19 protein-coding genes are annotated in these 22,503 nt (G+C 61.0%); 13 read left to right on the top strand and 6 right to left on the bottom strand.

What is annotated here, in order from left to right; all coding sequences use genetic code 11:
* Window positions 1-79 precede the first annotated feature (79 nt).
* Complete coding sequence (locus AB4P97_RS27345) at window positions 80-2,077, top strand: pilus assembly protein TadG-related protein (RefSeq protein WP_395601864.1); 1,998 nt, start codon at window positions 80-82, stop codon at window positions 2,075-2,077.
* Here the strand turns inward: AB4P97_RS27345 and AB4P97_RS27350 are convergent.
* Together AB4P97_RS27350 and AB4P97_RS27355 are read right to left on the bottom strand one after the other, a co-directional pair.
* Window positions 2,074-4,809: a PAS domain-containing protein gene (locus AB4P97_RS27350; protein WP_395601865.1), complete on the bottom strand. Its 2,736-nt coding sequence runs from the start codon at window positions 4,807-4,809 to the stop codon at window positions 2,074-2,076. The two genes, AB4P97_RS27345 and AB4P97_RS27350, sit on opposite strands and share 4 nt — an antisense overlap.
* The gene (locus AB4P97_RS27355; protein ID WP_395601866.1) at window positions 4,806-5,246 is read right to left on the bottom strand and encodes a TadE/TadG family type IV pilus assembly protein; all 441 of its coding nucleotides are present in this window, start codon (window positions 5,244-5,246) and stop codon (window positions 4,806-4,808) included. The genes AB4P97_RS27350 and AB4P97_RS27355 overlap by 4 nt, the downstream gene beginning before the upstream one ends.
* Before the next feature lie 75 nt (window positions 5,247-5,321).
* On the opposite strand from AB4P97_RS27355, the gene AB4P97_RS27360 reads away from it, so the two are divergent.
* Window positions 5,322-5,792, top strand: a complete 471-nt coding sequence (locus AB4P97_RS27360) for a prepilin peptidase (protein WP_042557492.1) — start codon at window positions 5,322-5,324, stop codon at window positions 5,790-5,792.
* 124 nt (window positions 5,793-5,916) lie between these two features.
* Window positions 5,917-6,690 (top strand): response regulator transcription factor, encoded by a 774-nt coding sequence (locus tag AB4P97_RS27365; protein WP_042561946.1) that lies wholly within the window; start codon window positions 5,917-5,919, stop codon window positions 6,688-6,690.
* A 51-nt stretch (window positions 6,691-6,741) separates the two neighbouring features.
* Here AB4P97_RS27365 and AB4P97_RS27370 read toward each other — a convergent pair whose 3' ends face one another.
* Window positions 6,742-7,149 (bottom strand): response regulator, encoded by a 408-nt coding sequence (locus tag AB4P97_RS27370; protein ID WP_042557493.1) that lies wholly within the window; start codon window positions 7,147-7,149, stop codon window positions 6,742-6,744.
* 71 nt (window positions 7,150-7,220) lie between these two features.
* Window positions 7,221-7,421 (bottom strand): Flp family type IVb pilin, encoded by a 201-nt coding sequence (locus tag AB4P97_RS27375; protein ID WP_395601867.1) that lies wholly within the window; start codon window positions 7,419-7,421, stop codon window positions 7,221-7,223.
* A 336-nt stretch (window positions 7,422-7,757) separates the two neighbouring features.
* Here AB4P97_RS27375 and cpaB point away from each other — a divergent pair, with 336 nt between their 5' ends.
* The 10 genes from cpaB (at window position 7,758) to AB4P97_RS27425 (ending at window position 18,773) form a co-directional block, all read left to right on the top strand.
* The gene (gene cpaB / locus AB4P97_RS27380) at window positions 7,758-8,708 is read left to right on the top strand and encodes a Flp pilus assembly protein CpaB (protein WP_395601868.1); all 951 of its coding nucleotides are present in this window, start codon (window positions 7,758-7,760) and stop codon (window positions 8,706-8,708) included.
* 21 nt (window positions 8,709-8,729) lie between these two features.
* Window positions 8,730-9,980, top strand: a complete 1,251-nt coding sequence (locus tag AB4P97_RS27385; protein ID WP_395601869.1) for a type II and III secretion system protein family protein — start codon at window positions 8,730-8,732, stop codon at window positions 9,978-9,980.
* A complete protein-coding gene (locus tag AB4P97_RS27390; protein WP_042557497.1) occupies window positions 9,977-11,167 on the top strand; it encodes a pilus assembly protein in 1,191 nt (396 codons plus the stop codon). Before AB4P97_RS27385 ends, AB4P97_RS27390 begins: the two co-directional genes overlap by 4 nt.
* Complete coding sequence (locus AB4P97_RS27395; RefSeq protein ID WP_115145880.1) at window positions 11,164-12,435, top strand: CpaF family protein; 1,272 nt, start codon at window positions 11,164-11,166, stop codon at window positions 12,433-12,435. The genes AB4P97_RS27390 and AB4P97_RS27395 overlap by 4 nt, the downstream gene beginning before the upstream one ends.
* An 11-nt stretch (window positions 12,436-12,446) precedes the next feature.
* Window positions 12,447-13,331 (top strand): type II secretion system F family protein, encoded by an 885-nt coding sequence (locus tag AB4P97_RS27400; RefSeq protein WP_042557499.1) that lies wholly within the window; start codon window positions 12,447-12,449, stop codon window positions 13,329-13,331.
* The gene (locus AB4P97_RS27405) at window positions 13,328-14,218 is read left to right on the top strand and encodes a type II secretion system F family protein (RefSeq protein ID WP_042557500.1); all 891 of its coding nucleotides are present in this window, start codon (window positions 13,328-13,330) and stop codon (window positions 14,216-14,218) included. Before AB4P97_RS27400 ends, AB4P97_RS27405 begins: the two co-directional genes overlap by 4 nt.
* A 10-nt stretch (window positions 14,219-14,228) precedes the next feature.
* The gene (locus AB4P97_RS27410) at window positions 14,229-14,918 is read left to right on the top strand and encodes a hypothetical protein (protein ID WP_395601870.1); all 690 of its coding nucleotides are present in this window, start codon (window positions 14,229-14,231) and stop codon (window positions 14,916-14,918) included.
* Window positions 14,919-14,928: 10 nt separating this feature from the next.
* Window positions 14,929-15,201, top strand: a complete 273-nt coding sequence (locus tag AB4P97_RS27415) for a DUF3613 domain-containing protein (RefSeq protein ID WP_042557502.1) — start codon at window positions 14,929-14,931, stop codon at window positions 15,199-15,201.
* Window positions 15,202-15,670: 469 nt separating this feature from the next.
* A complete protein-coding gene (locus AB4P97_RS27420) occupies window positions 15,671-16,033 on the top strand; it encodes a DUF6124 family protein (RefSeq protein WP_395601871.1) in 363 nt (120 codons plus the stop codon).
* A gap of 337 nt (window positions 16,034-16,370) precedes the next feature.
* Complete coding sequence (locus AB4P97_RS27425; protein WP_395601872.1) at window positions 16,371-18,773, top strand: autotransporter outer membrane beta-barrel domain-containing protein; 2,403 nt, start codon at window positions 16,371-16,373, stop codon at window positions 18,771-18,773.
* A 131-nt stretch (window positions 18,774-18,904) separates the two neighbouring features.
* On the opposite strand, the gene AB4P97_RS27430 is transcribed toward AB4P97_RS27425, so the two are convergent.
* Window positions 18,905-20,575 carry a ShlB/FhaC/HecB family hemolysin secretion/activation protein gene (locus AB4P97_RS27430; protein WP_395601873.1) on the bottom strand — a complete coding sequence of 557 codons (1,671 nt, stop codon included), beginning with the start codon at window positions 20,573-20,575 and terminating at the stop codon, window positions 18,905-18,907.
* 133 nt (window positions 20,576-20,708) lie between these two features.
* On the bottom strand, window positions 20,709-22,484 hold the full coding sequence (locus AB4P97_RS27435) for a collagen-like triple helix repeat-containing protein (protein ID WP_395601874.1): 1,776 nt from the start codon (window positions 22,482-22,484) through the stop codon (window positions 20,709-20,711).
* Window positions 22,485-22,503 lie beyond the last annotated feature (19 nt).

Consider the following 22,503-nt stretch of genomic DNA (forward strand, 5'->3'; position numbering starts at 1 on the left):
CAGCCTCGCCGCTCCCCGTCTACACTCAAATTCACCCATGGAGGTTGCGCTCGGCGGTGCGCCGGCAAAGGAGTGCGCGATGTTTCCTCGTTCACAATTCAACTGCCCGGCCCCACAGCGCGGGGCGATCGGTTTGACGGCGGCAATGACCCTCGGCGTTGCGGTGTTGATGATGTTGCTGGTGGTCGATACCGGCCGCTTGTACATGGAGCAGCGCAAACTGCAGCGCGTGGTGGATAACGCCGCTCTGGAGGCGGTCAGTCGCGGTGGCAATTGCCTGCCTGGCCTGACGGCAGCCACTTATGCCGGGCAAAGCGCCGTGCGCAATGGATACACCGTCGATACCGCCAATACCCTGTCGACCAGTTGTGGCGCTTTGCTGACCGGCGCCAACGGGATGCGCACGTTCACCGCTGATGCGGCTCAGACGGCAGCGGTCCGGGTCGCGGCCAGTCGCACGGTGACCACCAGTTTCGCCCGTGGCATACGCGCGTTGTTCTCGGGGGCATCGGTCAGCCAGAACACCACGTTGCAGGCTTCCGCCGTCGCCGCAAAACCGCAGCCGACCGTCGCCCAACTGAACATTCGCAGTAATCTGGCGAGCATCGATACCGCTCAGTCGAATATTCTCAACCCGCTGTTTTCGGGACTGCTCGGTGGCAACGTCAACCTCACCGCGCTGGGCTGGGATGGACTGTTGAAGACTGATATCAACCTGCTCAAATACCTTGATCAACTGGCGATCAATCTCAATGTCGCGGCCGGCAACTACACCCAATTGCTCAACACTCAAGCCTCGGTCACGCAACTGATTCAAGCCGCTGCGACCGTGGTGCAACTCAACGGCGCGACCGCCGAAGTGATCACCGCGCTCGGCGCGCTGCAAGTGGCCGCGATCAACGCGGCACCGGTCAAACTAGGCGAGATTCTGCAATTGCAGACCGGTACCACCTCGGCCGGACTGGATGCCAATCTGCAACTGCTGCAACTGATACAAGGCGTGGTGCAACTGGCCAACAGCAAAAGCGCGGTAGCGGCGACGTTGCCGATCAATCTGCCGGGGTTGGCGAACGTTACGGTGCGGGTGAAAGTGATTGAACCACCGCAGTTTTCGGCGATTGGCGACCCGGCCCGAGCCAAGGCCAACCCGCTGGGGCCGGACCGGATTTTTGTGCGCACGGCGCAGATTCGTACGATGTTGTCAGTCAATCTGCCGGTTCTTACGGGGGTAACCGGGTTGGCCAACGCGGTGCTGGGATTAGTGGGCACATTGACCCCGACTTTGAATGCACTGTTGAGCCTGAATCTGGTGGATACGCTCAACTCCGTGTTCTGTTTGCTGGGCGCTGGTTGCGAACAGCTTGATCCGAAATTGCTGCCATCCCCGCGAATCGATATTGCCCTCGATGCCGGCGGCGCGAAGAGTTATGTCACTGATTACAGTTGCCCGACCGGCAGCACGGGCACGAAAAGCCTGACCGCCCACACCATTACCTCTATCGCCGATCTCAAGGTCGGCCAGATCGACCCTGCCAACGCTTTCTCGTCGGTCGCCGAGCCGACGGTCATGCCGCTGCCGCTGATCGATCTTGGCACTGTCACGTGTCACAAGATTCTGGGTATTGGCTCGTGCAATCCGGCCACCCATGTGCCATACCGCGCCGGTGGAATCGGGATCAAACTCGACACCAGCGTTGCGCAAAATTCTCAGGACTTGCTGTTTTCCAGCACCACGCCGTTCGCCACCCCGGCCAACCTCAAACTGCCACCAAGTATTCAGCCGGTGGTACCTACCAACGATATCGTTGCAAGCTTGGCCGATAGCCTGGCGGGCATCAACCTGATCGTCTACAGGCCGGTGGGCAGCAACCCGCTGGGCGCTATCGTGACGGGCGTGGCGTCTTTGATCAGCGATGTCACCAACCGTCTGCTGCCAGTGGTGACCGAGTTGATCTCGCCGTTGCTCGACCCTCTGCTCAACAACCTGCTAAAAAGCCTGGGCATCAACCTGATGGACGTCGATGTGGGCGCCAACATGACTTGCGGGCAGACTGGCAGAGCCTATCTGGTGATCTAATCGCCCCGTGCAATCGGTAGCTCGATACAGAACCGCGCACCCTCATCGCCATTGCGCACGCTCAGGCGGCCGCCCATGTTTTCGATGATGCCGTAACTCACCGGCAAGCCCAGACCGGTGCCGACGCCGACGGGTTTGGTGGTGAAAAACGGCTCGAAGATTCGCTCCAGCAAACGCGGATCAATGCCGCCGCCGTTGTCCTCGACCCACAGCCGTACCACATGCTCGTCGCACTCGGCGTGCACGGCAATCCACGGCTGAAAGTCGCGATGGGTCTCACGCTTGCCGAGTAGGGCGTCGCGGGCGTTGACCATCAGGTTGATCAGCACTTGCTCAAGCTGATCGACGTAACCGCGCACCTGAACCTCAAAGCCAGCCTCTTTGATTCGCAATTCGACGCCTTTGCCGCGCAGGCCCTCGGACAATAGCGCCAGCGTGCCTTCGATGGCGTCGAGGGGGTTGAAGGGGTGTTGTTCGATTTCCGAGCGGCGGCCGAACACACGCATGTGATCGACAACTCGCGCCGCCCGTTGCACCTGGGCGTCAATGCGATTGAGCTTGTCGGTCAGATAGTCGATCTGCACATCGCCGTTGCTCAAACGCTTGAGCACATTGACGATGGCCATGCGCATCACGTTCAGCGGCTGATTGATCTCGTGCGCCAGGCCGGTGGCCATTTCGCCGAGGGTGGCCATTTTTGCGCTCTGCGTCAGTTGCTGCTGCGAGCGGCGCACTTCGGTATTGTCGCGGCCCACTGCTTGCACTTCGAGCAAGCGCCCGAACTCATCGAACACGCCACGATCCGACCAGACCCACCACGCATGCTCGCGACCGGGCAGGCGCAGATTGATTTCGGCGGTACTCACCGGCAGTTCCGGGGTCAGTTGCGCCAGGCGCTGAACAAAGGCTTCGCGTTGTTCGTCAGACATCCAGTTGCCCAGATTCACCCCGGGCAACTGCTCCGGCGCGCACTCCAGATAAGTCGCCAACGGCCGGTTGCCGAAGGTCAGTGTCAGGTCCGGGCGGTAGCGGCAAATCATCGCCGGCGAATCTTCGACCAGAATCCGGTAGCGCTCCTCGCTGGCCTTGACCTGCTCGGCGGCGAGGGTCGCTTCGGTGACGTCCAGCCACAGGCCCACCGCTTCGACGGGCAGGCCGAGATCGTCGCGCAGCAGTTTGGCTTCATCGAGCAACCAGTGCGCCTGACCCTGACGGTCGAGCACCCGATAACGAGCGCTCACCGAGCCTTCACGCAGCAACTGGCGAGTGCGTTCGAAATAGCGCGGACGGTCTTCGGGGTGGACGTGCTCCACCAGTCGACCATCGGCACAATCGGCGAGATTCCACCCGAGCAAGGGATGCAGGCTGGCGCTGAAAAATGTCGGTTGCAGCGCGCCTTCGACGTAGCGCTGCACGTAAATCACCGCGGGTGCGCTGGCGATCAGATTGTCCAGTCGCGCATGGGCGGCGGCGGCCTGTTGCTGTTGATTCTTGATGTCGCTGATGTCGAGCATGAACCCTACCAGTCGGCGCTCGGCACCGATGCCCAGCGACCGGCCTTGCAGGCGATACCACAGCGGCAACGATTGCTCACTCGTTTGCAGGCGCACGCACAATTCCAGCGGGGTGCCGTCATCCTGCAGGGCTTGCAGATGACTGCGCAGTTCATCGCGGTCGGCGGGATGCACGTGGCTGAACCAGTTCTCGATCGAAATGCGTTCGGCCTGCAAGCCGAGGTGCTCAGCCAGTGTCGGCGCCAGTTGCACTTCGGCGCTGGCGCTGCTGACTTCCCACCAACCGGTGCCGAGCAATGCCTGGAGGATTTCCAGTCGTTCCAGCTGTTGATGATGACGATGCTCGCGCAGCCGCTCCAGCAACGGCGCGGCCACGGCGGCAGCCAACAACAGCCAGTCGTGATCGTTCAGGTCGGGCGCCTGTTGCGCCGCGTTATAGCCCGCGCACAGCAACCATGCCGCCACGCCTTGAGCGTCGCGGTAGGGCACGGCAAAACCTTCGTTCGGGCCCAGCAGCGCACTCAGCCGCGGCTGCTCGCTCGCCAGCAAACGTTGCGGCAGGGCGCCGTTCAGGCTGTCGAGAGCGGTGCCCAGGCGCTGCTGATCACGCCACACCTGCGGTGCATTCGGCGCCGCATAGTACTGATGAATCTGCCAGCCCTGACCCTGCTCGTCGAGCAGAGCTACTGCCAGGCTGGGAATGTGCAAGTGCTGACCCAGGCGTTGCAGCTGTTCGCTCAGCTCATGCGGAAGGCGGGCGAGGCTGCCCAGGCGCAGTTGATCGCGAACCTGTGTGGCCAGCCACTGACATTGCTCACGACTGCGCGCCTGCCGCCGCTCGCCGAGCAGATCACCGATGTCCAGCAATTGCAGAAGCCAGCCGTCACCTTGCGCCTGCACCCAGCCGCGCAAATGCAATGGCGGGCCAGCGAGGCTGAAAAAATCCAGGTCGAGCAGTTGGCCTTGCCAGTCGGCCGGTCGACCTTCCAGCGCAAGGCTGCTGTGCGGCAATAAATATTCGAGCAGCGGCGCGGTATGGCTGCCGGCCCTTTGTTGCACCAGCAGATGGCGCAGTGGTCCGCTCAAGTGCTCGACGTGGCCGTCGTCATCCAGATACAGCTGCAAGCCAACGCTTGGCACCACAGGACTGTTCAGAGGCTGAGACGGACCGGGTTGTCGATTGAGCAGGCGGGCGAACAGCTTGTCACCCGTATTCAAAATTGCAGGCTCGACGAGGCGCTCAATGTCGCTGGCAGGCGCGGCACTGCACCGATCCCCGGCAGCACCAGAAACGGCAGCGCCTGATTCAATTTGCTGGTGGGATAGTGGATGGTTACGGTCAGCACGCCACCGGCATAAGTGATGGTGCTGTCCGATGTGGCATTGAAGTTCAAGGCGCCGGGTAGCCAGGCCAGTTGCCGGGCCAGTTCGGTTCTGGCGGTGGTGGTGACGACGGTGGGGTAATTGTCGGTGGCCGGATCAAGCGCCACGCTGCGCCGCACAGCTTCGGCCGTCGATTCGTTGAACGACTGCATCAGCAACAGCGGCAAGCTGTAGCTGATCAGGCCATAAAACACAGCAAAAAAGATGATGAAGACCAAGGCGAACTCTATGGCGACTGCGCCTTTTTGCTTGCGGGGGAGGCCGGATTTCATGACTGCGTCTACCCTGACATTCACTACGTAATATCAGCATAGAATCATTCGGCCAAAACGGACGTTTTTTACCGCATGCACAGCTTTGTCCTACTGATCTGGCTGGCGCTATGCGCGGCGCAGGATGCCCGGCAACGGCATATTGGCAACGCCCTGACGCTGGGTGTCGGCAGCCTCGCCGCGGCGTACTTGCTGTTGACTGGCCACACCTGGATCGGGGCCGATGCGGCACAAGGCGGCTGGGCAGTATTGCTGGCGCTGGTGCTTACTCTTCCCGGTTATATTTTGAAACGTTTTGGTGCGGGCGATGTGAAATTAATGACAGCCTTGGCCCTTGCGACGGACGGTGCACACTTGCTCGGCGCATTTATCGGTGCGGCGCTGACCAGCGCCCTGTGGATGTTGCTGGCGCCAAAACTCTGGCTGCATATGAGTCAGGGACTTAGAGAACATCTTCGATATATGGCCCCAAATGTGTCAAAAAAGCTGCCATTTGCTCCGTTCGTGCTGTCTGGAATAATCCTCACTTTGCTCTGGTTCCATTAGTCGCCCCTTGCCACTACTGCTATGTACATAGTCAGAAAGTGCGTCTACTTTCAAAGCAACGCTGTACAGCATTGCGCTGTAAGTACAGGAACGGTCAGCCTTTGGCCTGGGCATGGAGTGGCAAGTGAACAAGCTTACGTCTGCGATAAAGGTTCTGGTAGTCGACGATCAGCCGCTGATTGTTGAGGAACTCTGCGAATTCCTCGAGAGCAGCGGCTACCGTTGCGTGCCTTGCGAATCGAGCAAGCAGGCGATCGAACAATTCATCGAAGACCCTGCTATCGGCCTGGTGTTGTGTGACCTGCACATGCCGGACATGGACGGCATTGAACTGGTGCAGGAACTGCAACGGTTGTCGGGCAAGCACCGTGCTTTCGAAGCCATCATGCTCACCGGGCGCGCCGACAAGCAGGACGTGATCAAGGCATTGCGCGCCGGGATTGCCGACTACTACCAGAAACCGATTGATCTGGATGAATTGCTCGAAGGTCTGCAACGCCAGGAAGTGGCACTGCAAGAGCGGCAGAAAACCCTGCAGTTGGGCCACCTGAATCAGAAGCTGCAATACCTGTCCGAGTCGATTGACGACCTTTACCAGGACCTCGACAAAGTCCGCCGCGGTCCTGCCACGGTGAGTGACGAAGGATCGGCTGATGTCGAAGGGCTTGAGATACCGGCGATTTTCAATCAGCTGTCGCCACGTCAGCTCGATGTCGCACGGTTGGTAGGCAAGGGCCAGACCAACTACCAGATTGCGTGTGAGTTGGGGATTACCGAAAACACGGTAAAACTCTATGTCTCGCAGGTGCTGCGCCTGACGCATATGCACAACCGCACCCAATTGGCTTTGGCGTTGTCACCGAGCAACTCGGGACGTCAACGCGTGACCGCGCACTGACCCTTGTCGACCCCGCCCTTGCGCGGGGTCACTTATCTCAATCGCCGTGATTCAACCGATAAAGGCCTTCGACTTGGGGAACAGGTTGTCGAGGGTTTCCAGCAGGCGCACGTGATAAATCGGTTTGCGGAACAGATCCAGCACCTGCAGACGCAGCATGTCGCTGACATCCTCCATGTCCGCATGCCCGGACGTGACGATCACCGGCAAATGCTGGCGCGAGGTGTGTTCACGCAGACGCTTGATCAGCGACATGCCGCTTTCTTCCGGCATGCGCAGATCAGTGATCACCAGGGCGATATCGGGATGGCGGGTGAGATGGTGCAGGGCGAGTTTCACCGACGTTGCGGTGTGACAGGTGAAGCCTTCGCCCTCCAGCAACTCCGCAAGCTCCAGCAGTGCGTCCTCTTCATCGTCGACGAGGAGCAACTGCTGGCGTGGAGTATGTGAAGAGTTCATAGGCAACACCTGCAATGGGCTGAGTGCTGACGTTAGAACCCAATGGCTGCATTGACAAGTTATCGGTTCGATCAGGTGAGGGCGGTCTGGATCGTGGTCAGGATGGTGGTGACAGCGGTGCCTATGCCGTTACCGAAAGCGGCAACCGCCAGCGCCACCAAACCGACCACCAACGCATATTCGATGGCCGAAGCACCCTCGGTGTCTTTGGCCAGGCTTTTGAAGAACGCGAACTCGGATTTGATTTTTGCAACAACGCGCGAATACGACATAAGGATTCTCCTTGAGCGCACCAGGTGTTGCGCGTTCGCAACATGATTTCCCTGTGCCAGCATCAGCATTGTCGGCATTTCCTGCCCCAACAACTGTAAGAACGGATTAACGCTTTAGTAGTAGTGCGCCGTTTAACGGCATAAAACGACGTTTGGCGCGTGAGCCCTCTGATTTTCGCGGATATTTGAGTGGGTTTAATGGCGTTTTGTTCGCGCTGCGCTACCGTCAAATAGCGAAATAGTTACTTGTTCATAGCTGCCTGATTGCGAATTTGTCTCGATGGAAGTCACGGGTCATTGCAAAAGACACAACGCAGCAGGAAAGGGAGAGCCGTCATGAACAGTCGCGTCACTTTGGGTCTGGCCGGATTGCTTCTGCTAGGTGCCATCATCGCCGGATACTGGGGGCTGACTTTAAGCCGTCAACCGGTCGTCGAACCGGCCGCAGCGCCCGCTGCTGTCGCTGTCGTGTCACCGAACGCTGCGCCTGCGACACCGGTTGAAGACCCGACCCGCCAACCCGTTGTTGTCCTGCTGCGCGATATCGCGCCGTTCGTGAAAATCACCGCGGCCGATGTCGCCGTGGAAAAACTGCGCACCGCTCCCGCCGGCAGCCTTGGCGCTGTCGACCAGGTGATCGGCCGCACGCCTTGGCGCCCGTTGAGCGCCGGTAGTTGGTTGAGTGAAGAAAGCTTCGAAGCGGGTAGCCAACTGGCACGCATGATTCGCCCTGGTGAGCGCGCATTGGCCGTGGCGGTGGATGAAGTGATTAACGCTGGTGGGCAATTGGCGCCCGGCGATTACGTCGATGTACTGCTGTTTCTGCGCAAGGACGAAAACAATTTGCAGCCCTCGGCGCAACTGGTGGTGCCAGCGGTGCGCGTACTGGTCGTCGGCAGTCAGATGGGCCTGACCAACGAGGGTCAACCCGCCAGCCCCGCGCGCACCGATGAAGAGCGCCTGAGACAGGATCAACAACGCATGGCCGCGCGCAGCGTGGTGCTTGCGGTGCCGGAACCGTTGCTCAGCCGTTTGATGCTGGCGTCGGGCGCCGGTGTGCTGCGCCTGGCGGTGCGCAGCGCCGATGAGCAGCAACTGGCGAAATACTGGGCCGGCGAAAACGATGTGGCGACGCGGCTCGATACACCGCGCCGGGATTTGCTCGAGTTCAGTCAATTGTCCCTGACACCCCCGCCCAGGCCCGTCGCTGTGGCCGGCCAACCGGTTGCGCGCAAACCCGCCGTGGAAGTCATCCGCGGTGCCGAAGCCGCTCAACCCACTCCCTGACCCGAGCAAGGACGCCTTTACATGCGCAAACGCTTTACGCCCCTGTTCAATGGCTTTTTTCGAGCTGCGCTGCTGAGCATCGCCTCGATCTCAAGTGCAGGCGCCGCCGCCAGCAACTGTGCCGCACTTGGTCCGTTGCCGGCGACGCTGGAAGTCGGCGAAGGCCTGCAACAGGCGCTGCAATCACCCGTGCCCATCACTCGGGTTGCGGTGGGTGACCCGAAAATCGCCGATGTGCGCGTGACCGGCGATCAAGGCGTGTTGCTCACCGGCGTCGCGCCCGGTGCCACCACGCTGATGATCTGGAGTGCCTGCGCCAGCGCGCCGCGCCAAAGCATGGTGTTTGTGCAGGGCAAGGCCAGCGCGGCGATGACCGCTGTTGCGTTACCGGCAAGCGCTGACTTGAACCTGCCCTCGCAAGTGCAAACCGACATCCGTTTTGTCGAAGTCAGCCGATCCAAACTGAAAGAGGCCGGCACCTCGATCTACGGCAAGGGCCCCAACAACTTCCTGTTCGGCGGCCCGGGCACGGTGCCGGGCACCGTAGTCAGGCCGGGTACGGTGCCGGTCATTGCACCGAGCATTCCGTTGGTCAACGACGCGTTCAATATTGTCTGGGGCGGCGGCAGCAGCAAATTTCTTGGCATCGTCAATGCGCTGGAGGGCAGCGGTTTTGCCTACACCCTGGCGCGGCCAAGCCTGGTAGCGCTGAGCGGGCAGAGCGCGAGCTTCCTTGCTGGTGGTGAGATTCCGATCCCGGTGCCGAGCGCCAACAGCAACAGTTACTCCATCGAATACAAGGAGTTCGGCATTCGTTTGACGCTGACGCCGACCGTGGTCAGCAACAACCGCATCGCGCTCAAAGTCGCCCCTGAAGTCAGCGAGCTGGACTACAACAATGGCGTGACCATCGGCGGCACCAAAGTGCCGGCGTTCAACATCCGCCGCACCGACACCAGCATCTCTCTGGCCGACGGTGAAAGCTTTGTGATCAGCGGGTTGATCAGCACGCGCAACGCCTCTGAAGTGAATAAATTTCCCGGCCTTGGCGACATCCCGGTCCTGGGCGCATTTTTCCGCAACTCATCGATCAATCGCGAAGAGCGCGAGTTGCTGATGATCGTCACCCCGCACCTGGTGCAGCCACTGGCTGCCAATGCACCGCTGCCTTCGCTGCCGGGGGAGAAACTGCGCAACTACGACCCGAACTGGTATCGCCTGTACTTCCTCGAAAACGGCAACTTCGATAAACGCAGCGGATTATCGCAATGAGCCAGAACCTGAGTCAGACCTTCCTCGCCATCACCCGCAACGACACCGACCTTGAATGGCTGCAAGGCGCGCTGGCGCCACTCGGTCAGGTGGTCAGCGCCGGTGGCGGCAGCCTTGACGAGTTGCTGGCGCTGGTCGATGTGACCTTCGCCAGCCTGGTGTTCGTGGGACTTGATCGTGATCATCTGGTGGCGCAAAGCGCCCTGATCGAAGGAGTGCTGGAAGCCAAGCCGATGCTCGCCATCGTCGCCCTCGGTGACGGTATGGACAATCAGTTGGTGCTCAACGCAATGCGCGCCGGCGCGCGGGATTTTGTCGCCTACGGTTCACGCTCCAGCGAAGTTGCCGGGCTGGTGCGACGCCTGAGCAAACGTCTGCCGGCGGTGACGCCGAGCACTCAGCTCGGTGGTTTGACGGTGCTCTACGGCGTACAAAGCAACGCCGACGGCGCACTGCTCGCCAACCACATGGCGCTGGTGGTGCAGAAGAGCGGCCAGCAAACCCTGCTGCTCGATCTGGGCCTGCCGCGCGGCGACAGTCTGGCCTTGCTCGGACTTGAGAGTTCGTTCCATTTCGGCGACGCGCTGCGCCACTTGCGGCGGCTCGATACGACCCTGATCGACAGCGCCTTCACCAGCGCCGAAGCGGGCCTGCGCATTCTTGCCTACGCCAACGGCGACGAGCCGCTGGAGCGCACCAGCGCCGCCGAGTTGTACATGTTGCTCAGCGCCTTGCGCCAGCACTTCCAGCACATCGTGGTCAACCTCACCGGCCAGCCCGACAGCGAAGCGCTGCGCACCTTCGTCAGCCATTGCGACAAGCTGATCTGGTACACCGACCAGAACGTTCTCGACTGTCGGCGCAACCTCGCGGTGCTCAATCTGTGGCGCGAAAAAGGCATGAAACTTGACCATGGCCGGTTGCTGGTGGATCGCTACCTGCGCAACGTCGCGCCGGATTCCGACACCCTCGGCAAGACCTTCGGCCTGGAGGTCATCGCGGTGCTCGCCTACAGCCCGGAGATTCGTCTAAACGCAAAAAACCAGGGCGTCAGCCTGTTCGAACTGGCCCCGCGTGAGGCCATCAGCCAGAGCCTGCGTACCCTCGGCGAACGCCTGGCGAAACGCTCCGAAGGCCTGGCCAAACCCAAAGTCAGCTGGTTCGACCGCTTGCGAGGCACCTCATGAACGGCGAGCAATTGTTCGGCGGGTCGCAGCGCCCCGCGTCCGGCAACACCGATCACGATGGCCTGAAACTGGTGCTGCACCGTTACATCATCGACGCCATCGAAGAGTCGGGGAAAAACCTGCTGGAAGGCTCGCGGCAGGTGCTTTCGCAATTCGTCATCGACAAGGTCGCCGAATACATCGCACGCCTGCACCTGGCGATTTCCCGTTATGAGATGGAGCGCCTGGCCGAAGAAATCGTCGATGAGCTAACCGGTTTCGGCCCGCTGGAAGTGCTGCTGCGCGACAGCGCGGTGACCGAAATTCTGGTCAACGGCCCGCACCGGGTGTTCATCGAACGCGACGGCGTGCTGCACCTGAGCGACCTGCGCTTTATTGATGCGCACCACGTTGAACGGGTGATGCAGCGCATTCTCGGGCCACTCGGTCGGCGTCTCGATGAGTCGTCGCCGATGGTCGATGCACGCCTGCCCGATGGCAGTCGGGTCAACGCCATCATCCCGCCGATTGCTCTCGACGGCCCGTGCCTGTCGATCCGCAAATTTCGCAAGGACATGCTCAAGAGCACTGACTTGATGGCAATGCAAACCATCGATCAGGCTATCTTCGACTTCATTCAGGAGGCGGTAGGCAAGCGCTGCAACATCCTCATCAGCGGCGGCACCGGCACCGGCAAAACCACCTTGCTGAACATCCTCAGCCAGTTGATCAATCCTAATGAACGTCTGGTGACCATCGAGGACGTTGCCGAACTGCAGCTTGGTCATCCTCACGTCGTGCGCCTCGAAACCCGGCCGCCAAACGCCGAAGGCCATGGCGAGGTGAAAGCCAGCGACCTGATCCGCAACGCTCTGCGCATGCGTCCCGACCGGATCATCCTTGGCGAGATTCGCGGCGTTGAAGTGGTCGATGTGCTGACGGCGATGAACACCGGTCACGACGGCTCGATGAGCACCGTGCACGCCAACAATGCCCAGGACGCCTTGCTGCGTCTGGAGACCCTGGTCGGCCTGACCGGGCGCACCATCGCCGAACGCACCTTGCGCCAGATGATTTGCGCCGCGCTGGATGTGGTGATTCAACTGACGCGCATGCCGGACGGCCGTCGCTGCGTCAGCGAGGTGGTGGAAGTGGTTGGCGTGCGCGAGGACGTCTACGTTACCAACACCCTGTTCCGTCTCGACCGCCGCACAGGCTTCGGCTTCATGCGCGAGGCGCTCAACCCGGCTGGCGACAAGTTGCGCCGTGAACCGATGCTCGCGCACTGAGGGCCCACAGCATGCTTAAACCGCTGTTGCTGTACTTGCTCAGTCTGGCTTTGTTCGTGCAATCCATGCGTTTGTTCTATAAGGCATGGCGCTTGAGTGGTGCCACTCGAGTAATGGAACGATTGAACGAGGGACAGCCGCAGGGCCTCTCGCCGAAACCCGGCTGGGCGGGCCTTGAACGTGCTTTCTTGCGCGCAGGCCTGGGGCGTCCGACCGAGCGTCTTGGTGCATGGATCCTGCTCTGGATGTTCGCCATCGTGCTGAGTCTGGCGCTCGCCGGATGGATCGGCCTATTGGTGATGCTGGTATTGCCGCCAGTGGCCGTGCGGTTGTACGTCAGTTGGCGCTACCAAAGGCGATTGCGGCGAATGATCGAACAATTGCCGCAACTGCTCGACCACACCGTACGCAGCCTGAAGTCCGGACGTACCCTCGCCGATGCGGTGCTCGGTGCCATCGAGGCCAGTGAAGATCCGCTCAAGGATGCCATGGGCCGTGTACAGCGCAGCGTGCAGTTGGGCGTGAGCCTGCCGGACGCCGTGTCGGATCTGGCCGAACTCTATGAGCGCGACGAGTTTCGCCTGTTCGCCCTCGGCCTCAAGGTCAATCATCGCTACGGCGGCAACGCCAGCGAGCTGCTGGAAAACCTGATCAAGATGATCCGCGAGCGCGATCAGGCCGCGCGTCAATTGCGCGCGATGACCGGCGAAACCCGCCTCACCGCGTGGGTGCTGGGCCTGCTGCCGATCACCATGGCCGGGTATTTCCTGATGGCCAATCCGATTTATCTGGTCGCCATGTGGCACGACCCTTCCGGGCAGCGGATGCTGGCCACGGCGTTCGGCATGCAGGTGATCGGCAGTTTGTTGCTCTGGCGGATGTTGCGCAGCCTATGACGACGCCACTGATGATCAGCGCCTTGCTCTTGCTTGGCGCCGCGCTGTTGCTGCTTTTCAGCCTGCTGGACCAGCGCCGCCGCAGCCAGCAGATCAGCCGGCGACTGGAGGGCGACCTGCTGCGCCAGAATCGCTTCGGAAACCTTCTGCAAGTGCTTGGCGAGAGCAAAGTCGGCCAGCACAGCGTCAAGCTCGACAACGAAACCCAGACCCTGCTCAACCGTCTGGGCTGGCGCAGTGCCCGTCAGCGCTCGCTGTTCGCCGCCTGCCAGATCGGCTCGCCGTTGTTGTTGCTGGCGCTGGCGGTGCTGCTGCAATCGGTATTTTTCCCCGCCGTGGAAAAACAGTGGATCGCGCCGCTGTTCGCCCTCGGCGTGGGCTACCTGTTGCCCAAACGGCTGTTGGTGATCGCGGTCGCTCGCCGGCAAAAACAACTGGCCAGCGAGATCAGCACGTTCATCCCGCTGTTGCGCATCCTCTTCGAATCCGGCATGGCCGTGGAGCAGGCGCTGCGTGTATTGAGCCACGAAAGTCAGGCGTTGCTGCCGGTGCTGACCCAGGAGTTACGTCTGGTGCTGGCGCGGGTCGACTCTGGCCTTGAACTCGGCGAAGAACTCAACAAGGCGACGCAGTTGTTGGCGGTCGACGAGTTCACCGACACCTGCGTGATCCTCCAGCAGTTGCTGTATCAGGGCGGCGGCGCTATGAAATCGCTGCTGTCGCTCAAGCAGCTACTTGATGACCGGCGCCTGACGCGCCTGCAGGAATACATCTCGAAAATGTCCGCAAAAATGTCCGTCGTGATGATGCTGTTTCTCTTCCCGGCGTTATTGATTGTCCTGGCCGGCCCGGGCTTCACTGCCCTGGCGAAGGCGTTGGGTGCTTGAAGGAGTGGTGATGAAAGCAATGATTGCAGGTGTCTGTTTACTGATGCTCGGTGGTTGTGCCAACACCGGGCAAAACCCGTGGCAAGCGCTGACCAGTACCGCCAGTTGCGCCAAGTTGAGTTCCGATCAACAGCTGTCGCTGAACCTTGCCGATGACATGGCCAACGATGGCAAGTTGCACGCCAGCCTCGCCAACCTGCAAAGCCTGCCGGACAACATCGCGGATGTGCGTCTGCGCAAGGCCAAGGCGTATCGCTTGCTCGGTCGCAGCGAGGCCGAGCCTTTGTATCGCAGCCTGCTCGGTTCATGTCTGGCCGCCGAAGCCGAACATGGCTTGGGCCAATTGGCAGCGGCCAGGTCCGACTACGGCCAGGCGCAGGCGCACTTGCAACGCGCCGCACGCCTGGCGCCGACTGACGAAAAAATCCGTAACGACTTGGGGGTGGTGTACCTCAACCAGTTGCGCATTGAAGACGCACGCTTCGAATTCCTCACCGCCATGGAGCTCAAGCAGAGCGACCAATTGGCGGCGCTGAACCTGGTGACGCTGTTGCTGTATCAGAACGACTGGAACCGCGCCGCCGAACTGGTCAGCCGTCTCGGTCTGAGCCCTGCTCAGTTCAGCGAAGCCCAGGGCCGCGCGGAAAAACTCAAAGTGCCGAGCCCGGCCACCGCCGCCATCACGGCGATGCTCAAGTAAGGAGACCGCGATGAAAGCTGCCATTTTGTTTGTTGGCCTGCTGGCACTGCCGCTGACCAGCCACGCCATCGATGCCGGCCCGGCCTCGGCCCAGCAACAGGAAACCGAAGGCTGGCTGCTGCTGCAAAGCCGCAACAAGGTTGCCTCGCCGACGGTGCAAACCCAGACGCCGACCGAGCGTGAACTGGCCATGCAGCGCTGGCTGAAAAGCTACCTGCATGAGATTCCGCAGTATTTCGATCAGGACGAGGGCGGGGAGGTCGACAGCGGTTCGGGGGGCTGATCTGTTCGGCAGGTTCACCGCGTTATCGTTCATCGCTGGCAAGCCAGCTCCCACAGGTTCTGCATCTGTCTTGAAAATGGCATATGACCCTGTGGGAGCGGGCTTGCCCGCGATGAGGCCAGTTCAGCCAACCCGTCATTGTCAGTTGTTTAAACATGTGTGGGATTTTCGGAACCCTCCCACAAGGTTTTCAGGTTGTCCGTCGGACGTGCGCTCACTAGTCTTGGGGTGTCGCTGACGTCTCAGCGATCGGGTGTGGAAACCCGCTTAAGTAGATGCATTGCATCAGCACCTTAATCGTTGCCGACGTCTTCATTCGTCTGCAAACTGCGTCGCGGCGGCTGTGCGTGGGCAGACTTCGGTCTGGCCGGTTGCCTACTTATCGGTTTTCCACCCCGCGTACAGCTGCCACCTTTTCGTCGTGTGGAAACGACAAGAGGTGGCTCCGACAGCCAAGTAGGAGTTGTTAATGGACAAGCTGATTCCCGATCCACCCCTCGAAACCCCCACCCCACTTGCCGACGCCATCCGCGTCGATGAGCAGACGAAAAACCGCGAAGCCATAAAGCGTGCGCTGGATTTCTACCTCTGCCCCGATCCCGTCAAACCGCGCCAGCCGAGTACGATGTTCCTGGTCAACCCCAACGTCGATACCGAAAGCCTGCTCGCCCACGCCTGTGAATCACTGGCCAGTGCCAGCGCGGCGGCCAGCAACTTCGCCAATGAACTGAGCGGCTTGCAGCGCAGCACGGTGCTGGGCATCCAGCAGATCATCATGCTCGCCGAGCTGGCGGTGAACCGCGCGCTGGACCGGGTAGATCCGCAGACCTGATCCGCAGGTTTACCGCGTTATCGTTCATCGCTGGCAAGCCAGCTCCCACAAGGTCATGCGCTGATTCAAGACTGATGCAAAACCTGTGGGAGCTGGCTTGCCAGCGATGAGGCCCTTTCAGCCAGCCCATTATTGCCTGCCTGTTCTGCGCAGGAGCCGCCGCAAAGAGGTATCTGAAATTTGACGTCATCTCGTTGACATTTTGATGGTGTCGAAATGATGGCTCGTGTAAATTCCCCGCGCCCGAACCAGGCAATCTGGCGGGTCGGTAGGGATGACTGAGTGAATACGTGAACCCTGCTGGAACTGTTTTTCATGTTTTGGAAGGGAATCTCGTTTGAATACTTCTTGCCTGCGCCGCTCGTTATTGGCGCTTTCTGTGGCAGCCGCCGCTGTTCAGGCTCCGAGTGTCGGGGCTGTCACGCTCAATTACGATCTGGGGAGCGGGCCGCTGGTCAGCGTCAAGCAGACCTACGATTTCCTCAATCTCGTCGGCACTGCCAATGTCGTGGAAAGCTCGACGTCGGCGATGACTAGCGCCGCGCAGTTCACCGGGTTGTCCGTCAATAGCGAAATCACCAACAAGGCTAGGATCACGATCGATGGCGCCACTCACGGGGTCGGAATCGACATCGCGCCGGCGGCGGGTGTGTCGTGGGCGCGGCTGGGTTACAACTTCAGCAACGAGGGCTTGGTCACCATCAATGGTCTGGCTTCCAGTGGTGAGTCGACGGGTATCGCACTGAAGGACATTCCGGTTCGTGGCGCCTTCATGAGCTCAGGCGCTATCAACGTGAGCGGCAACAACGCCACCGGGGTTGCGCTGATCGGCAGCACTTTTGGCAGCGGGGTGATCAACGCCGCTCCGATTGTCGTCAGCGGCACCCACGCCCGGGGCCTTTATCTGGAAAACACCGCGCTGTCAGGCCCCGTCATGAGCCGGTCGACGATGAGGGCCACTGGCAGCGGCGCTGAAGCCTTGGTGTTGAACGGGGTGCAGCTCGTGCCTGCATCGAATGCGAGCCAATATGGCCTCTACAACTACGGCACCGTTTATGGGGAGAACATCGGTATCCATGTACTCAACCAGCCCGCAGGGCAAGGTCCGCTCAACATTGTTCAGTCATATGGATCGATCGGGGGCGGTACTGCGGCCATTCAAGTGGACGACGGCCTGAGTTACTTTTACTGGAATAACGGCGATGTCAAAGGCGACTTGCTGGGCCTGACCGGGGTGTCGATTGATGGCGAGGTCAACTTCGATGGCGCGACGATCAAGTCCGGTTACGTCACGGTTCAAGAGGGCACTCTGACCCTGGAGCAAGCCCATACCACGATCATCGGCAATCTGGACATGGAAGACGCCGATTCGAATATCGCGATGTCGGTCGGCAATGACACCGACATCAACCGGCCGATTCTGACGGTCAGCGGCACCACCGACATCGCCCCGGGCGGACACCTGCAGTTGCAGGCGCGCTCCAGCGATTTCCGCACCGCCGCCGCCGGCAACCGATACACCTTGATCAGTTCAGGCAATCTCGTCGGTGGGGAAAACCTCGCCGTCGAGTCGACCTCCGCGCTGCTCTATGTAAAAAGCTATGGCGTCGAAGGCAACGATATCAAGGCATTGGTCAGCACCAAGTCGCAGGAAGTGGTGACGGAAAACACGCTGGATGCCGGTGGCAGCCACAACGCTGCAACGGCGGCAGGACATTTGACCAGCCTGATGTCACGCATCGATGAGCAGGATCCGGTGTTCCAGACCTTCGCCAATGCCAGCACCGATGCGCAACTGGCGCGTCTGTCCGAGTCCCTCAGCCCGGATGTTAGCCGGGGTGTGCTGCACGCCGCGACCAACAGCCAGACGCTGGTCTCCGGCGTGATCAACGAACGCTCCAGTCGTGCGCGCAATGCCACCGGTTCGAGCGAAAAAGGCGTGTGGCTGCAAGCCCTGAGCAGCGATGCCAATCAGGACGAACGTCGCGGTGTGTCGGGTTATGACGCCGACAGCCACGGGATTGCCGTGGGTGCCGACGGTCAGTTGAATGCCGACACGACAGTGGGCCTGGCTTACAGCTACCTCGACACCGATGTGAAATCCGACCTCGGCAGCAAGACCAAAGTGACCGGCCACGCGCTGACTGTGTACGGCAACTGGGTGCATGACAACTGGTTCGTCGACACGTCGCTGATGTACGGCTGGAACGATAACGAGTCCAAACGCTACATCGCCGGCACCCGCGCGAAGGCCGATTACGACAGTGAGGTATTTGGCGTGAGTGCTTTGGCCGGCTACAGCCTGCGGCTGATGCCGGATGTGGTGCTTGAACCGCAGGTTGGCGCGCGCTATGCCAACGTGGGAATGGATTCCTATCGCGAGAAGGGTAGTGCGGCAGCGTTGAATGTCGGCAGCCAGCGTTACGAAGTCGGTGAGTTGGGCATGGGCGCGCGTCTGGCCGCTGCATTTGCGCTGGGCGCTGGCAGTCTTGAGCCGGAAGCGAAACTCATGGCTTGGCACGATGTGATTGGCGACAAGGTTGCCACTCAGTCTTCGTTCGTATTGGGCGGTGATTCGTTCACCAGTCGTGGTACCACGCCGGTGCGTGACAGCTACGAGTTGGGCCTGGGTGCCAACTACCGAATGGGGGCGTGGAGTGTCGGCGGTTCGTACAACTACGTGACGGCTAGCGGGTTTGACGCCGATGGTTTCACGGCGAAGGTGCGTTACGCGTTCTGATCCACCTTCACACTATGCGCTCCCACATGAGGAACGCATTCCCCTGTAGGAGCTGCCGCAGGCTGCGATCTTTTGATCCTGTTTTTCAAGATCAAAAGATCGCAGTCTGCGGCAGCTCCTGCATTGGGTTTTTACAACTGATAACTGAAGCTGATGCTGTACCGCGGTTTGCGATTGAAGGTGTCCAGTGCCTCATCGGACATCGCCTTCGCCGCCTCCAACGCAATGTTGTAGTACTTGGCGTCACCAAACCTTAACCCGATCGCTGCCGATGACAGGTTGTTGGCCTGCACCGGCAAATCATTGAACCAGCTGCGTGAGCGATCGAGCACTACGTACGGTTGCAGGATGCGCACCCAGTTGCCTTCACGGTTGAAGCTGTAGTTGACCTCGTAAGCCACCCCCCAACCCTTGTCGCCGGACGCCTGGTCATCGGGATAACCGCGACCGAAATTCTGCCCGCCGAACACGGCGCGCTCGCTGTCGGGCAGGGTGTCGTCGCTCCAGTACAACGCCGCCGACAGCACGCCTTGCCAGTTGTCGAAGAACTTGTCGCTCTGCACGCCGGAGAGTCGCGCGCGGAAGAAGTCCAGGTCGATGTCGTCGAAGTTGGTATGCGCGCCCAGGCTGTCGAAACCCTGATAGACGCCAGCGCTGAGGATGCGCAATTGCCGGGCATCGGCCTTGCGCCAGTCGCCTTCGAAGGCGAGGGCGCGGATGTCGGTGCGAAATTCCGTGCTGAACGGAAAGTTGATGCCGTCGTAGCGGGTCTTGTCGTCGACCGCGTACAGGCGCGAGCCGGCAGTCAGCAGTTCGTTGGCGGAGGCAATCAACGGCACGCTGAAGCCGATCGAGTAACGGTCGTTTTCGCGGTGGGTATCGAGGCGGCCGCCATTGTTGACCAGCACCTCGGTGCCGGGGTCGGCGCGATAACGCGAGGCCGACAGATTCAGTTGTGTGCCTTCAGCATCGAGGAACTGGCTGTAGTCGAGGCGATAGTAACGTTCGTGGTCATCCCCCGGCGGGAACAGGCCGCTGAGGGTCAGTTGCTCGCCCATGGACGTCTGCGAGTTGCTGCTGACACCGAGCAACGCTTGCGTGCCGTTACGGTTGTTTTCGGTGGCGCTCAGCGTGCTGGTGAACGGTTTGCGGCTGGCCTCGGCGATCAGCGTCGTCGCGCCGTCAGTGGTGCCGGGCGGCGGCACCTGGGCCTGAATCGTCACGCCGGGGATGCGCGTCATCAGCGTGGTGTAGCGCTCGAAGGTCTTGCGGGTCAGCGGCCGTTCGGCCTGGATTTTCGCCGCCAGTTTGTCGAGCAGGCCTTTGACCCGACCGACATCGCCCTGCATCTGCACATCGCGAACGTAGCCTTCGACCAGCACCACTCGCGCCACGCCGTCGTCGAAATTCTGTTGCGGCAGGAAGGCGTAGGACAACAGATAGCCGTCCTTTTGATAGCGTCGGGTGATGTTGCGCGTGGCTTCGATCAGGTCGGCCAGGCTGGTCTGGCGACCGATCAACGGCTTGTAGACTTCGGCCAGTTCGTTGAGCGGATAAATCGTCCCGCCTTCGATCTGTACGGTCCTCAGATTGACTTTGGTCTCCATCAGCAACGGTTGCGCGGTGGCGGCGCCGGGGTCAGGCACTTGCAGCGGCGCGGCGCTCGGACGATAGGCGTCCGCCGGCAGATTTGGCACGGGCAGGTTGCGGATGGTTTCGTTGCTATTGAGAAAGCTGGGCAGGGTGTCGGCGAGGGCGGCGGAACTGAGACTGAGGAACAGCAGGGATGCCATAACGCGCATAGGACACTCCATGGTCAGAACACAGCAAGGGGCTGGTTTTTCCTAAGAAAAAAGCGGAAGACTCGTGGGAATCTTCCGCCCTCAACCAAGCGTAGGCGCTGTAGGTAAGGCCGTCGAATCGGCCAGGTGCAATTTAGCGTTTATTGCCTCCCAGAGCGCCGGTCAGACCACCGAGCACACCGCCCAGCCCACCACTTGTGGTGCCGCCGGTGGTGCCTGCACCGGCACCGCCATTGACCAGCCCACCGACGGCGCCGACGGTAGCCCCCACGTTGTTGACCAGACCTCCGACGGCTGTAGTGACCGGGTTGTTGGTGGCAGCGATCGTGTTGCCGATGTTGCTGACTGCGCCGCCGACCTGTGTGGTGAGACCGACCACAGGTGCGGAGATACCGGTGGTGGCGCCGACATTTTGGGTCAGGCTGGTGACAGCGCTGGTAACCGGGTTCAGACCAGCACCCACAGTGGCGCCGACGGTAGCCAGTGCTGAAGTCGGAGCGGTGATCGGTGTGCCCGATCCGCCAAGTGCAGTGTTGAGCGAAGCGATGGTATTACCCAAACCACCCGCCGCGACACCACCTGCACTGACCACGCCGTTGGTGCTGCCGGCATTCAAGCCTGCGCCGACGTTGGCCACTGCGCCGCCGACGGTTTGCAGCAGGCCAGTGCCGGCCAGAGCGCCGCCAACCCCACCGACCCCACCGCCACCGACACTGCCGCCACTGATAGCGCCACCGACAGCCACGACCGCGCCGCCGACACCACTGACCGCCCCACCCACAGCACCGCCGATACCCCCGACACCGCCGATACCACCGGTACCCGAGCCGGTGCCGTTGGACACCAGGCCACCGGCCTTGCCAGCGGCTGTGCCGGTATTGCTCAGCGCACCGCCGAGGGTGTTGGTCAAGGCATTGCCATGACCGGCGTCAGTGACCTTGCCGCCCAAGCCATTCACCGCGCCGCCGACTTGCGAGATCACACCTTTGAGCGGAGTGCCAAGGCCGGTGGCGCTACCGATTTTGTCCGTAGTACTTTCAACCATGGCGATCACCGGCACCAGTTTGCCGCCGACAGTGTTGGTCAGTTGGCTGGTTGGGCCGGTACTGAGTGTTGTGTTCAACGTGTCGCCGAGCATGGTGACTTTCTCGCCGACGCCATCGAGCAACGGAGCCACTTTGGTGACCACGCCGCCGACCACCGGGACGCGATTGGTTGCGGTCGCCAGTTTGCCGCTCAGATCGGAGACGCCGTCACCGACATCCTGCACAACGCCGCCGACTGAAGAGACGGTGGTGGTCAGGCCTTTTGGATCAGTCGCCAGTTTACCGATGCCGTTGGTTACGCCGTCGCCCAGTGTGGTGACGACGTTGCCAGCAGTGTTGGCCGCGCTCTGCACTACGCCGCCGACGACTGGCACGCCGCTCAGAGAGTCGCCAATCTGGCCGACACCATCGCCGACGCCGCTGACTGTTTTACCGACATCCTGCACGAGGGTGGTGGTCACCAGTGCTGGTGGGGGATTAGTCGGGTTGGTTGGATCTGTCGGGTTCGTTGGATTGGTTGGATTGGTTGGATCTGTCGGGTTTGTCGGGTTTGTCGGATTGGTAGGATTAGTGCCGCCGGTGCCACCCGTGCCCCCGGTTCCACCCGTGCCGGCGGTATCACCGGGGCCGCCAGTGCCGCCTGTGCCTCCGGTATTGCCAGTGCCGCCAGTGCCACCCGTTCCGGCGGTGTCACCTGTTCCACCCGTTCCACCAGTCCCATCGGTGCCAGCGGTGCTGCCCGAAGAAGAGCTGCCGGGAGTGCTCTTGTGGCCGCCACCGCCGCTGCTGCAACCGGTGAGGCCGAGGGAAAGCATCAATGCCAGAGCGATTGCCGATTTGCACCACACGTTTTGAGTTTTCATGATCGTATTCCTTGCACCA

Origin of the sequence: Pseudomonas sp. A1230, from assembly GCF_044218825.1 — a bacterium.
Taxonomy (GTDB): Bacteria; Pseudomonadota; Gammaproteobacteria; order Pseudomonadales; family Pseudomonadaceae; genus Aquipseudomonas; species Aquipseudomonas iridis.

Coding starts and splice junctions, on each gene's coding strand:
- AB4P97_RS27345 (WP_395601864.1), top strand. CDS start 80: ATGTTTCCTCGTTCACAATTCAACTGCCCGGCCCCACAGCGCGGGGCG.
- AB4P97_RS27355 (WP_395601866.1), bottom strand. CDS start 5,246: ATGAAATCCGGCCTCCCCCGCAAGCAAAAAGGCGCAGTCGCCATAGAG.
- AB4P97_RS27360 (WP_042557492.1), top strand. CDS start 5,322: ATGCACAGCTTTGTCCTACTGATCTGGCTGGCGCTATGCGCGGCGCAG.
- AB4P97_RS27370 (WP_042557493.1), bottom strand. CDS start 7,149: ATGAACTCTTCACATACTCCACGCCAGCAGTTGCTCCTCGTCGACGAT.
- AB4P97_RS27375 (WP_395601867.1), bottom strand. CDS start 7,421: ATGTCGTATTCGCGCGTTGTTGCAAAAATCAAATCCGAGTTCGCGTTC.
- cpaB (WP_395601868.1), top strand. CDS start 7,758: ATGAACAGTCGCGTCACTTTGGGTCTGGCCGGATTGCTTCTGCTAGGT.
- AB4P97_RS27385 (WP_395601869.1), top strand. CDS start 8,730: ATGCGCAAACGCTTTACGCCCCTGTTCAATGGCTTTTTTCGAGCTGCG.
- AB4P97_RS27390 (WP_042557497.1), top strand. CDS start 9,977: ATGAGCCAGAACCTGAGTCAGACCTTCCTCGCCATCACCCGCAACGAC.
- AB4P97_RS27395 (WP_115145880.1), top strand. CDS start 11,164: ATGAACGGCGAGCAATTGTTCGGCGGGTCGCAGCGCCCCGCGTCCGGC.
- AB4P97_RS27400 (WP_042557499.1), top strand. CDS start 12,447: ATGCTTAAACCGCTGTTGCTGTACTTGCTCAGTCTGGCTTTGTTCGTG.
- AB4P97_RS27405 (WP_042557500.1), top strand. CDS start 13,328: ATGACGACGCCACTGATGATCAGCGCCTTGCTCTTGCTTGGCGCCGCG.
- AB4P97_RS27410 (WP_395601870.1), top strand. CDS start 14,229: ATGAAAGCAATGATTGCAGGTGTCTGTTTACTGATGCTCGGTGGTTGT.
- AB4P97_RS27415 (WP_042557502.1), top strand. CDS start 14,929: ATGAAAGCTGCCATTTTGTTTGTTGGCCTGCTGGCACTGCCGCTGACC.
- AB4P97_RS27420 (WP_395601871.1), top strand. CDS start 15,671: ATGGACAAGCTGATTCCCGATCCACCCCTCGAAACCCCCACCCCACTT.
- AB4P97_RS27430 (WP_395601873.1), bottom strand. CDS start 20,575: ATGCGCGTTATGGCATCCCTGCTGTTCCTCAGTCTCAGTTCCGCCGCC.
- AB4P97_RS27435 (WP_395601874.1), bottom strand. CDS start 22,484: ATGAAAACTCAAAACGTGTGGTGCAAATCGGCAATCGCTCTGGCATTG.